The sequence below is a fragment of the Yinghuangia sp. ASG 101 genome (assembly GCF_021165735.1).
In the GTDB taxonomy this organism is placed as follows: Bacteria; Actinomycetota; Actinomycetes; order Streptomycetales; family Streptomycetaceae; genus Yinghuangia.
Map to the genome: position 1 here is coordinate 2,872,085 of NZ_CP088911.1, position 13,091 is coordinate 2,885,175.

Below are 13,091 nucleotides of genomic sequence, written 5' to 3' on the forward strand. Positions count from 1 at the left end.
CCGGTGGGTAATTTCGCTCACCGTCGCAGCAACCCTCAAAACTCCAGACGCCGACCCTTGGAGGCCGACGATGAAGGAGATTCTCGACGCCATCCTCGCCGGGGACACCCCGCAGGAAGCGTACGAAGCCCTTCCCCTGCCCGAGTCCTACCGAGCCGTCACCATCCGCAAGGACGAGGAGACGATGTTCGACGGGCTCGACTCCCGCGACAAGGACCCGCGCTCCTCGCTGCACATCGACGACGTCGCCCTGCCCGAGCTCGGCCCGGGCGAGGCCCTGGTCGCCGTGATGGCCTCGGCCATCAACTACAACACCGTGTGGTCGTCGATCTTCGAGCCGGTCTCGACGTTCCGCTTCCTGGAGCGCTACGGCCGCACCTCCCCGCTGACCAAGCGGCACGACCTGCCGTACCACGTGCTGGGCTCCGACCTGGCCGGCGTCGTGCTGCGCACCGGCCCCGGCGTGCACGCGTGGAAGGCCGGCGACGAGGTCGTCGCGCACTGCCTCTCCGTCGAGCTGGAGAGCGCGGACGGCCACAACGACACCATGCTCGACCCCGAGCAGCGCATCTGGGGGTTCGAGACCAACTTCGGCGGCCTCGCCGACATCGCGCTGGTGAAGACCAACCAGCTGATGCCCAAGCCCAAGCACCTGTCGTGGGAGGAGGCGGCGTCGCCCGGTCTGGTCAACTCGACCGCGTACCGGCAGCTCGTCTCGCGCAACGGGGCCGGCATGAAGCAGGGCGACAACGTGCTGGTCTGGGGCGCCTCGGGCGGCCTGGGCTCGTACGCGACGCAGTTCGCCCTCAACGGCGGCGCGACGCCGATCTGCGTCGTCTCCTCGCCGGACAAGGCGGCGATCTGCAAGGACATGGGCGCCGACCTCGTCATCGACCGCAAGGCCGAGGGCTTCCGGTTCTGGAAGGACGAGCACACGCAGGACCAGCGGGAATGGAACCGGTTCGGCAAGCTCATCCGCGAGCTGACCGGCGGCGAGGACGTCGACATCGTGTTCGAACACCCGGGCCGTGAGACGTTCGGCGCGTCGGTGTACGTGACCCGCAAGGGCGGCACGATCGTGACCTGCGCGTCGACGTCCGGTTTCGTCCACGAGTACGACAACCGCTACCTGTGGATGAACCTCAAGCGCATCATCGGCTCGCACTTCGCGAACTACCGCGAGGCGTGGGAGGCGAACCGCCTGATCGCGCAGGGGAAGATCCACCCGACCCTGTCGCGCACGTACCCGATGGCCGAGGTCGGGCAGGCCGCGTACGACGTCCACCGCAACCTGCACCAGGGCAAGGTGGGCGTGCTGTGCCTGGCGCCGGAGGAAGGCCTCGGGGTGCGCGACCCCGAGCTGCGCGCGCGGCACGTTGGGGAGATCAACCGCTTCCGGAACGTGTGAGTGGCCGTACCCGTGGGGAAGACAAAGCGTCCGGCATGCGAGACAGCCGCCTGACGTAGCGTCAGCTGGTGCCGCGTCAGGAGATTCCTTGCCTGACGCGGCACTAAGCTTTCCCGGGATCTGACACCATTTCCCTGGTGGACACCGTGCGGGTCGCGGTGGGGACTACGGTGGCTGCCTGCCCCGGCTCCCGCCCGACAGGACACTGGTCGGGATCTGACAAGATCTGCCGAATCTGCGTCGAGCGTGGTTCGGATACGGTTACGGCGCTGGTGAGGACGCGGCCAGGGGATGGAGTGGGACCCCACAGTGCGGGGCTACGACCGCAACGAGGTTGACGACGGCCTCGGCCAGATCGAAGCCGAGATGAAGCGGCTGCGGACTGAGCGCGAGGAGAGTGTCGCGCACGCGGAAGACCTCGCCTACCAGGTCGAGGTTCTTCGTGCGAAGCTGCACGACCTCAGACGGCAGCTCGCCACACCGCGCTTCGACAGCATCGGCGGCCAGGCCGAGCAGATGCTGCGCAACGCCCAGCTCCAGGCCGAACAGGTACGGGCGGACGCCGAACGCGAGCTCGCGGAGTCACGCGCGCACACGCAGCGCATGATGCAGGAGGCCCAGCAGCGCTCCGCCCGCCAGGAAGCCGAGTGGCAGGCCGAGTTGCAGGCCCGCCGGCGCCGCCTGGAGGAGGAGCTGGCGCACGCCCGGCAGGCCACCGAGGCACGTGTCGGCGAGAACGTCGCGTGGGCCGAGCAGGTGCGCACGCAGGCCGACGAACGCGCCCGGCAGCTCGTCGAGGCCGCGCGCATGGAGGCCGAGCGCCTGCTCGCCGACGCCGGCGCGCAGGCCCGGGCGGCCCGCGAGGGCGCGGCGGGCGCCGCACAGACCGCACGCGCCGAAGCGGACGCCATCCTCACGCAGGCCCGCGCGGAGGCCGAACGCCTGCTCGCCTCCGCCCAGGAGCGCGCCGACTCCGTCGGCGAGCAGGTCGAGCAGATCCGGTCCGGCACCCGCAGCCAGGCCGAAGCCCTCGTCGACGGCGCGCGTGCGGAGGCCGACCGCATCCGCGGCGAGGCCGAGGCCGAGGCCCGCCGCGTCACCGGCGAGGCCGCCGAGCGCGCCGAGGGCACGTCCGCGGACACCGCCAACCTGCTGCGCGAGACGCAGGCCGAGGTCGCCCGGCTGCGCGCCGAGGCCGCCGCGGAGGCCGACCGGCACCAAGCCGAGGCCGAGACCCTGCGGGCCGAGGCCGAGGCCCTTCTCGAGGTCGCCGGGACGGACGCCGCCGAGCGCCTGCAGGCCGCGACCGCGAGTGCCGAGGACATCCTCACCAAGGCGCGCACGCACGCGCAGGAGCACAGCGAAACGGTCCGGGCCCAGGCCACCGAGCTGCTGGAGGCCGCCCGCGCGGAAGCGGCGGAGCTGGCCGAGCAGGCACGCACGGAGGCGGAGCGGCTGCGCGCCGACGCCGACGCGGAGGCCGAGCGCGTACGCGGCGAATCCGCCTCGGCCGCCGCACAACTGCGGGCCGAGGCCGAGGCGGAGGCCGAGCGCGTCCGTACCGAGGCGGCCGAGGAGGCCGAGCGGTTGCGCGCCGAAACCGCCGAAGAGGTCGGCCGGTTGCGCACCACCGCGGAGGCCGACGCCGAGCGGCTGCGCACCGAGACCGTCGCGGAGGCCGAGGCCGCCCGCGACGCCGCGGTCGCGGAAACCGAGGCCGCCCGGGCGAAGGCCCTCGACGTCAACGCCGAGATCATCGCCGCGATAGAGGAACAGCGGGAGGCCGCCGAGAACCTGCAGGCGGAGGCCGAGGCGCGCGTCGGTGCCGCCGAGACCGAGGCCGCCGAACGCGTCGCCGCCGCCGAGAAGACCGCTCGCGAGCTGATCGCGGAGGCGACCGGCGAGGCCAACGAACTCCGCGACGAGGCCGCCCGGTTGCGCGCCGAGGCCGAGACGGCCGCCGCCGAACGCCTGAGCACCGCGACGAAGGCCGCCGAAGAAGTCCTCGCGCAGGCCAAGGAGGAGGCGGGCGAACTCCAGACGGAGGCCGCGCGGTTGCTCGCCGAGGCCGAGAGCGGCGCCACCGAGCGCCTGGACGCCGCGACCGCGTCCGCCGACGAACTGCTCACCAAGGCCCGCGCCGAGGCGGAGCGCACGACCACCGAGGCGCGGACCGAGGCCGACGAACTCCGCGCACGGGCCCAGGCCGACGCGGAGGCGACCGAGACCCGTACCCGGGAGACCGGCGAACGGCTGCTCGCCGAGGCGAAGGCGTACGCCGACGAGGTCAAGGAGCGCGGCGACGCCGAGGGCGAGGAAATCCTCGAACGGGCCCGCGCCGAATCGGGCAAGCTGCGCGAGAAGGCGGTCGCCGACACCGCCCGCCTGCGCGACTTGACGCAGCGTCAGCAGGCCGAGTCCGCCGAACGGTTGGCGCAGGCCCAGCGCGACGCCGAGCGACTGGCCGGTGAGGCCGAGGCCGCCGCCGCCGAGACGCGGGCGCGGGCCGAGGCCGAGGCCGCCGAACTGACCGCCGCCGCACGGGCGGAGGCCGAGCGGCTGCAGAACCAGGCCGCCGAGGCGGTCGGCCGGTCCCACGCCGAGGCCGAGGAACTGCTCGCCACCGCACGCACGGAGGCCGCCAAGACCGGCGAACTCGCGACCCGGGACGCCGAGACGCGGCGCCGGGACGCCGAGGCCCAGGCCACGCGGCTGGTCGCCGAGGCCGAGGAAATCCTCGCGACCGCACACGCCGAAGCGGTGCGCGCGGGCGACGCGGCCACGCGGGACGCCCACAACCTCCGGCAGGACGCCGAGACACACGCGGCGCAACTGCGCGCCGAGGCCGACGAGATCCTCGCCACGGCACGTGCCGAGGCCGCCCGGACCGGCGAGGACGCCGCACGGGACGCCGGGACGCTGCGGCGCGACGCCGAGGAACACGCGGCCCAGCTCCGCGCCGAGGCGGAGGAAATCCTCGCCACGGCACGTACCGACGCCGCCCGGACGGGCGAGACCGCGTCGCGCGACGCCGAGGAGGTGCGGCAGGACGCCGAGGCGCGGGCCGCCCGACTCCGGGCCGAGGCCGAGGAATCCCTGGCGGCGGCCCAGGCCGAGGCGGCCAGGACCGGCGAACTCGCGGCACAGGACGCCGAGACGCGGCGCCGCGAGGCCGAGGCCCAGGCCGCGCAACTGCTCGCCGAGGCCGAGGAAGTCCTCGCCGAGGCACGCGCCGAGGCCACCAAGACCGGCGAACTCGCCGCCCGTGACGCCCAGACGCTCCGGCGCGACGCCGAGACGCGGGCCGCCCGGCTGCGCGCCGAGGCCGAGGCCGCCCGGAGCGAGGCCGCCGAAACGCTCGACAACGCGCGCTCGCAGGCCGCCTCGCTGGTCGAGCAGGCGCACGCCGACGCGGCGTCCCGGACCGAGGCCGCGACGCGGGCCGCCGAGGAGATCCTCGCCAAGACCCGTTCCGCGGCCGAGAAGGTCCTCGGCGACGCACGCGGCGAGGGCGAGCACATCAGGGCCGCGGCCCGGCGCGACGCCGCCGAGTTGGAGGCCACCACCGACACCGCGGCGCGCAAGACCCGCGAGGACGCCGCCGCCGACGCGTCGCGGACCATCGCGGAGGCGGGCCGGGCCGCCGCCGAAGTCCGGGACGCGGCACGGCAGGCGCTGGAGGAGGCCCGCCGCGAGGTCGTCGAGCTGCGCGACCGCTCCCAGGGCAGCGCCCGCGACCTCATCGCCGCCGCCGAGGCCAAGGCGCGCGAAGTCGACGCCGACGCCCAGGCCGAACTGCGCAAGACGCGGGACGAAGGCGTCCGGATCATCCGCGAGGCCAACGCCGAGGCGGAGACCATCCGCGCGGCGGTCGTCGGGATAGAGGAGGCCGCGCACGAGGAGATGGCGCGCCTGCGCACCGAGGCCGAACGGGAGTTGGCCAAGTCGCGGGACGAAGCGCAGACCCATCTCGTCCGCGCCCGCACGGAGGCCGACGCGACCGTCACGGCGGCCCGCAAGCACGCCGAGCGCCTGCGGAACGACTCCGAGCGCGAGGCCGAACGCACGCTCACCACGAGCCGCGACGAGGCGGAGGCGACACGGACGTCCGCCGAGGCCGACGCGAAGGCGATGCGCGAGAAGGCCAAGGCGGCGCTCGACAAGGCGGTCGACGAGGCCGAGTCCACGTTGGTCACCACCAAGGGCCGCGTCACCGAACTCGTCGCGCAGGCCGAACGCAAGGCGGAGCAGAAGCTCAAGGCCGCGTCCGAGGCCGCCGCGAAGCTCGTCGCGGAGGCCGAGGCGGAGGACGCGCGCCTGCGCGCCGAGGGCGCCACGGCGATCGAGAAGGCGCGTGCGGACGCCGACAAGATGATCGCGGAGGCCCGCCGCGACACCACCGCCACCCGCGAACGCGCGGACAAGGAAGCCGAGGACACGGTCGAGGCGGCGCGCAAGCAGGCCGCGGAAAGCCTGCAGTCCGCGGGCAAACGGGTGGACGCGCTCGTCGCCGCGGCCGAGGAGCAGTGCACCGCGTCCGTCGAAGAGGGCGCGAAGGCGAAGGCCGAAGCGATCAGGGAAGCCGACGAGATTCGCGACAAGGCAAGCTCCGAGGCCGATAGGGTACGTATCGCCGCGGTCAAGAAGGCCGAGGCGCTGCTCTCCGAGGCTGAGCAGCGTCTCGGCGATGCCCAGAAGGGCGCCGACGACCTGCGCGCCAAGGTGGCCGAACAGATCGCCGCCGCACAGCGCGAAGCCCAGGCCGTCCGCCGAAAGACCGCGGCCGACGCCGACAGGATTTTGGACGACGCGCGGAGGGAGGCGGATCGGCTGCGCAGCGAAGCCCGCCGTGATGCGGAGCGTTCACGCGCCGAAGGCCAGCGCAAGTTGGACGAACTCAACCGACGTCGTAAGGACATCGCAACCGAAATGGCCAGAGTCCAGGGCGTGTTGGATGCCTTGGCCGCCCCTGCGGGTTCATCGGCAGGCAAAGCCGGTTCCGCCGGCAAAGCCACTTCTGCGGGCAAAGCCAACTCCGGCGCTCCCCGCGGCGGCGGCAGCGGATCTCCCGCTTCTGCCGACTGAGTGGCGAACACCGTTGACCCCGTTCGCCATTCTCATTGCCGCAGTCTCGTCGTCACAGTCGATGAGCTGTCTGTTTCGTGCCAGGATTCCACCCGTCACCTCATCCACAGCACCGGTCATACGACAGGAACCCCATGAGCGACACTAACTCTCCGCACGGCTTCGATCTCGTCCGCCGAGGGTACGAGCGTTCGCAGGTCGACGATCGCATCACGAAGCTCGTCTCTGACCGGGACAGTGCCCTGGCCCGGATCTCCGCGCTGGAGAAGCGGATCGAGGAACTGCATCTCGAGAGCCAGAACGCGCAGGCGCAACTCCAGGACGCCGAACCGTCGTACGCGGGTCTCGGCGCCCGCGTCGAGAAGATTCTGCGGCTGGCCGAGGAAGAGGCCAAGGACCTGCGCGAGGAGGCCCGCCGCGCGGCCGACCAGCACCGCGAACTCGCGGAGGCCGCCGCGCAGCAGACCCGCGCCGAGGCCGAGCAGTACGGCAAGGAGCGCAAGGCGAAGGCCGAGGACGAGGGTGCCCGCATCCTCGACAAGGCCAAGTCCGAGGCGACCGCGATGCGCGCCGAGGCGTCGAAGGACGCCGCGACCAAGCGCGAGGAAGCGGACGCCCTCTTCGAGGAGACGCGCGCCAAGGCGGCCCAGGCGGCGGCCGACTTCGAGACCAACCTGGCCAAGCGCCGCGAGCAGTCCGAGCGGGATCTGGCGGCGCGTCAGGCGAAGGCCGAGAAGCGGCTGTCCGAAGTGGAGCACCGGGCCGAGCAGTTGCGCCTGGAGGCCGAGAAGCTGCGTACCGACGCCGAGCGTCGTTCGCGGCAGACGATCGAGACCGCGCAGCGCCAGGCGGACGACATCGTCGCGGACGCGCGTGCCAAGGCCGACCGGATTCGCAGCGAGTCCGAGCGTGAACTCGCCGCGCTGACGCACCGCCGCGACAGCATCAACGCGCAACTCACCAACGTCCGCGAGATGTTGGCGACGCTCACGGGTGCGGCTGTCGCCGCGGCCGGTGGCGCGGGCGACGAGGACGACAAGCTGAGCGTCCCGGCGCAGCAGAGCCGATAAGTCCGATCGCCCGTGGCGTTACCCATCCGGGCTCGCCGTCCCAGGCGTTCCCGTAGACAACACGGCGTGTCCGGCGCGCGTCCGCCTCAGTCGTACGCCGCCTCCCTGCGGCCGTTCCTTCCCGGAACGGCCGCATCGTGTTTCCCGGGCACGCCGCGGCGGAACCGGGGCTGATCCGGGGGCATCCCTACGCCGCAAGGAGGAGAGCGGGAGGCCTCGTCGGTCTTTCGAACGTCTTCGAGGGCCGCCGGACCCCTCCGCGTGGTTCACGACGCGGTCCCGGCCGTTCTCTAGGGTGGGGGTATGCCCCGGTCGGCCGCACGGGGCCGGTGCACCCCCACTCCGCACACCCGGTCCGTCGCGGTACGCCCGCGGCCGGAGCGGCGACGCTGCCCCACCCAGACCCCAGACCGACCCAGAGGACACGATGATCGAAGCCCAGGGCTTGACGAAGAGGTACGGCAACAAGCTGGCGGTCGATCAGCTCTCGTTCCAGGTCCGCCCCGGAACGGTCACGGGCTTCCTCGGCCCCAACGGCGCCGGCAAGTCGACGACGATGCGGATGATCCTCGGCCTGGACTCCCCCACCGCCGGCCACGTGCTGGTGAACGGCCGGCCGTACGCGCAGGTCTCCGCGCCGCTGCGGGAGGTGGGCGCGCTGCTCGACGCCAAGGCGATGCACGGCGGGCGCAGCGCGTACAACCACCTGCTGTGCCTGGCGCAGAGCAACGGTCTGCCGCGGCGGCGCGTCGACGAGGTGCTGCACATGGTCGGCATCACCGCCGTCGCGAAGAAGCGGACGCGGGGCTTCTCGCTCGGCATGGGCCAGCGCCTCGGCATCGCGTCGGCGCTGCTGGGCGACCCCGGCATCCTGATGTTCGACGAGCCGGTCAACGGCCTGGACCCGGAGGGCATCCTCTGGATCCGCAACCTGATGAAGGCGCTGGCGGCCGAAGGGCGGACGGTCTTCGTCTCCAGCCACCTGATGAGCGAGATGGAGGTCACCGCCGAGCACCTGATCGTGATCGGCCAGGGCCGGCTCATCGCGGACACCTCGATGCGCGACTTCATCGAGCGGAACTCGCAGGCCTACACGATCGTCCGGTCGCCGCAGGCCGACAAGCTGACGAAGCTGCTGACCGCCAAGGGCGGCCAGGTGACGCCGGAGGGTGACGGCGGCGCGGTGCGCGTGACCGGCCCCGAGCCGGCCGCGATCGGCGACATGGCGGCGGAGCACGGCATCGCGCTGCACGAGCTGTCGCCGCGTTTCGCGTCGCTCGAAGAGGTCTACATGCGGTTGACGCAGAGCAGTGTCGAATACCGCGCGGGCCTGCCGGGGCAGCAGCCGCAGGGCGGGCCGCCGCCCGGATGGGGCGCACCGCAGGGTTGGGGGGCACCGCAGCAGGGATGGGGGCCTCCGCAGGGCGCGGGGGCCCAGTACGCCGCACCGCAGCCGCAGCAAGCCCGCCAGGCGCAGGGCCCCAACCACGGAAGCGAGGCCTGAGCCATGGCCGACCCGACTCCGCAGCCGCAGCAGCCGCGCCCGCAGGGCCCGGGGCAGCCGCCGGCCCCCGCTCAGGCGCGGCCCCAGCCGCCGGCGCCGCCGCAGTACCGGCCGGAGGTCCCGGCCGTGACCCCGACGAACGGTCCGGCGCGGGCCCCCGGGCACGGTGCCCCGGCCGGCCATCCGCCCGCGCACGGGTACGCGGGCCACGGGCAGGCCGCTCCGCACGCGCAGAACGGCCACCTGGGCCAGGCCGCCGCGCAGCCGTACGGCCCCGGCCCGGCGGCGTACGGTCCTCAGGGGAGCGCCCAGGCGGTCGCGACGCCGGCGTCGCACTACGGGCCGCCGACGAACAACGGCGGGCTGCACTTCTCGCGCATGCTCCAGTCGGAGTGGACCAAGATCCGCACGGTCCGGTCGACGGCGTGGTCGCTCGTCGTGATGGTCGTGCTGATCGTCGGTATGGCGGCGCTGCTCGGGGCCACGGTCAACGGCACCGACGACAGTCCGGACCCGAGTGTGTCGCTGTCGCTGATCGGCGTCATGATCGCGCAGATCGCGGCGGCCTCGCTGGGCGTGCTGACCATCTCGGCGGAGTACACCACCGGCATGATCCGGTCGACGCTCACCGCGTACCCGCGCCGCGTGACCGTGCTGGCGGCGAAGGCCGTGGTGTTCGCGGTGCTGATGTTCGTCGTGGGCCTGGTGGCGTGCTACCTGGCGTATCTGATCGGCGACGCGACGCTGACGCGCGACATGGTGGTCGACTCGGAGGGCAAGGACGTCGTCAAGGGGGTCGTGGGCTCCGCCACGTATCTGGCGCTGCTGGGGCTGTTCAGCCTCGGCATCGGCACGATGCTGCGGCACTCGGCGGGCGCGATCACGACGGTGCTCGGCATCATGCTGGTCCCGTCGATCTTCGGCGGGTTCATCCCGGGCAAGTTCGGCGACTGGGTCGTGAACTACTCGCCGATGACGCTGCTCATCAACATGGTCGCGCCGAGCGGTGAGGTCGACAGCGCGCTCGGTCCGTGGCCCGGCATGATCCTGATGGCCGGGTACGCCGCCGCCGCGCTCATCGGCGCGGCGGCCCTCCTCAAGGCGCGCGACGTGTGACGCTCCCGAGGTGACGCCGCGTCACGTCTTTCGCCCGAGCCCCGTACGGCCTTGCGCCGTACGGGGCTTCGCGTTGTGCCGCCGCGCCCCGGGGGTGGATCGCCCGTCGGGTCACCGGAGTTACCCGGCAAAGCGGGCGTCGCCCGGAGCGGCGGGGCCGGAGTCGGTGTCCGCCGCACCGGCCGACGCGCGGTCGGCGGCCGTCCGAACAACGCGGTAACCGGGACCAAGTGCCCGGGAAGTGTGAGGATAGGATCCTTGCGTCGTGTCCTCCGGGTTTCGGCGTCGCCAGGTGGTACCGGCCGGTGCGGCGTGCGGGGCGCCCGAACGCGGGAGACGCGGCCTGACCATGTTTCGGGAAGGGACGAGGATGGCCGGGGGAAAGCGGGGCCGGACCGATCCGGGCACCGAGCCCGACCTGCCGTCGGCCGGCCCGCCCGACACGACCGTGGCTCCGGTGAGCGCCGCCGCCGTGGCGACGGCGACGGCTGCCGCCGTGCTCGGGTGCGCCGCCGCGCTCATCTCCGTCATGACGCTGTTCTCGGACGGGGCGAAGCTCCACGCGGTCATCGCCTTGCTGCTGTTCGTGCCGTCGGCCGTGATCGGCCTCCTCTCCACGTTCGTCCAACGGCGTTTCGTCGCCGAGCACCTCGGCCGCCTGCACACCGAGATCGCCCGCCGCGACGACGCGCGGCGCCGGCTCGCCGAGGAAGTCGACCGGCGCGGCGCCGACATCGCGGAACTCCACCGCAGCCGACAGCTGCTGCTCGCCGAGGACGACCTGTTGCGCGAGCGCATGCAGGAGTCGTTCGTCAACCTGTCGATGCGCACGCTCACCCTCGTCGAACGCCAACTCGACCTGATCGAACGGCTGGAGCACACCGAAGAGGACGCCCGGCGGCTCGAGGACCTGTTCCGGCTCGACCACCTCGCGACCCGCATGCGGCGCAACAGCGAGAACGTCCTCGTGCTGGCCAACGCCGACGAACGCCACGGCCACCGCCCGCCCGGCACACTCCTGGACGTGGTGCGCGCGGCCGTCTCGGAGATCGAGTACTACGAGCGCGTCGACATCGGCCACATCCCCCGCGTCGAACTCGCGGGGCACACCGCCGACGACATCAGCCACCTGCTCGCCGAACTGCTGGAGAACGCCGCCGCGTACTCGCCGCCGAGCACACGGGTCACGGTCGCCGGGCGGACGCTGGAGAACCGCGGCGTGCTGGTGACCGTCGAGGACGAGGGCTTCGGCGTGCCGGCCGACCGCCTGCCGGAACTCAACGCGCAACTGCTGGGCGGCCGGGTCGCGACGGGCGCCCCGGACCTCGCGGGCCTGGGGGTGTTCGTCGTCGGGGCGCTCGCGGCCCGGCACGGCCTGCGCGTGCAGTTGCGGCCCCGGCGGGAGGGCGGCCTCGCCGCGATCGTGATGCTGCCGGCGGCTCTGCTGCACGGGCCGGGCCCCACCCCCGCGGACATCACCCACGAACGCGAGCTGGACCGCGCGCACATGGCCGCGCGGGACGGCGCGAACGCCGGTCGCCCGACCGGCGGGACGGGGCGTTCCAGCCTCCGCGCGCGGCACGAGAACGCGCCGAGTGGCGTGGGGGCGCCGACCCCGGGCGGGATACCCTCCGGGGCCGAGTCGCCGTCGGCGCACGGGGCCGCGGCGGACGACACCGTCGTGCCGGTGGCACCCGCGGAGGCCGCGGGGCCGCGCGACGACCGGCAGATATCGAGCGGTTCACCCGGTGTGTGGAACGGCGCCCCCGATCCCGGGGCGCGGTCGGCGGCCGACGATTCGGCGTCCTCCTCGGCGGGCCGGTCGGGCGGCGGGGCCCCCGGTGCCGAACTGCCCGCGCTGCCACGACGGGTGAGCCGTCCGGCGACGCGTCCGGACGCCGCCGGGGCGGCGGCCTCCGGCACCGGGACGAGCCCGCCGCCGCTGCCGCGCCGCACGGGCAGCGCGGGCAGCGGCGCGAACGTTCCGCGGACCTCCCCGCCCGAGGCCGGAGCGGGGCTGCCGCCGTTGCCGAAACGCCCCGGTGGTACGGGTGCTTCGCGTACCCCCGCGCACGCGGGCCCGCCGGATCCGGGCGAAACACCCGTCGCGCACGACGCGTTCGACCGTTCCGCGTGGCCGGATCCCGGCGTTCCGGCCGACCGCTTCGCGGCGGAACCCCCGGCCGCCGCGACCGCGTTCGCCGGGCCACCCGTGCCCGCCGACGCCGCCTCCGAGCCCACCGCGTTCGCCCAGGACCCCGAGGCGACCGCGCTGCTGCGGATCGCCGAGCGCCTGACGGCCGACATGCCCGCCGACCCGTCCGGCGGCATCCGCGTGGCCGACGACGCGGCGGTCGCCCCGTTGCCCCGCCGGTCGCGCACGGGCCGTGGGAGCGAGGGCAAGACGCGCGGCTCGCGGCCGTCGCCGGAACCCGCGGCCACGCGTGCGGCCGGGCGCCCGGCCGAGCCAAGTCCGGGCGGTGAGCCGGTCACCCGTGCGGGTCTGCCGAAACGCGTCGCGCGCGAACGCACGGACGACGCCGCGACGGGCGGTTTTCCCGGTCCGGCCGCCGGGTTGCTCTCCGGTTCCCCAGCCGAGGAACGCGCCGGGGGCCGGGGCGGCGGACCCGTCGACGCCGACGAACTGCGGCGCAGGCTCAGCGGATTCCAGCGGGGCTGCACGGCCGCACGGCAGGTCCCCGACGAGGACGACCCCCTGGGGTCCACCAACCGGTCCGGTGCACCCGTATCATCCGTCCCATCCGAGCCCTCCGGGCTCCCCGACGACACCGCGCGGGCTCGCGGAGGCGAACTCCCTTGAAGACGACGGGTATACGTGTCGCCGTGACCCCGCGCACCGGAGTACCGCCGCAACCCCGTACCGGCACACCGCGCGATGTCCGCACCG

6 protein-coding genes are annotated in these 13,091 nt (G+C 73.7%); all 6 read left to right on the forward strand.

The features are described from left to right. Positions 1-70 precede the first annotated feature (70 nt). The 6 genes from ccrA (at position 71) to LO772_RS11915 (ending at position 13,004) form a co-directional block, all read left to right on the forward strand. Positions 71-1,408 (forward strand): crotonyl-CoA carboxylase/reductase, encoded by a 1,338-nt coding sequence (ccrA, locus tag LO772_RS11890; protein ID WP_231778371.1) that lies wholly within the window; start codon positions 71-73, stop codon positions 1,406-1,408. Between the two features lie 291 nt (positions 1,409-1,699). After that, on the forward strand, positions 1,700-6,493 hold the full coding sequence (locus tag LO772_RS11895; protein ID WP_231778372.1) for a hypothetical protein: 4,794 nt from the start codon (positions 1,700-1,702) through the stop codon (positions 6,491-6,493). A gap of 134 nt (positions 6,494-6,627) precedes the next feature. Then, a complete protein-coding gene (locus LO772_RS11900) occupies positions 6,628-7,563 on the forward strand; it encodes a cellulose-binding protein (RefSeq protein ID WP_231778373.1) in 936 nt (311 codons plus the stop codon). A 427-nt stretch (positions 7,564-7,990) separates the two neighbouring features. Further along, positions 7,991-9,067 (forward strand): ABC transporter ATP-binding protein, encoded by a 1,077-nt coding sequence (locus LO772_RS11905; protein WP_231778374.1) that lies wholly within the window; start codon positions 7,991-7,993, stop codon positions 9,065-9,067. Between the two features lie 126 nt (positions 9,068-9,193). Continuing rightward, positions 9,194-10,183 (forward strand): ABC transporter permease, encoded by a 990-nt coding sequence (locus tag LO772_RS11910; RefSeq protein ID WP_231778375.1) that lies wholly within the window; start codon positions 9,194-9,196, stop codon positions 10,181-10,183. Positions 10,184-10,553: 370 nt separating this feature from the next. Beyond that, positions 10,554-13,004, forward strand: coding sequence for a sensor histidine kinase (locus LO772_RS11915; RefSeq protein WP_231778376.1), 2,451 nt, complete (start codon positions 10,554-10,556; stop codon positions 13,002-13,004). Positions 13,005-13,091 lie beyond the last annotated feature (87 nt).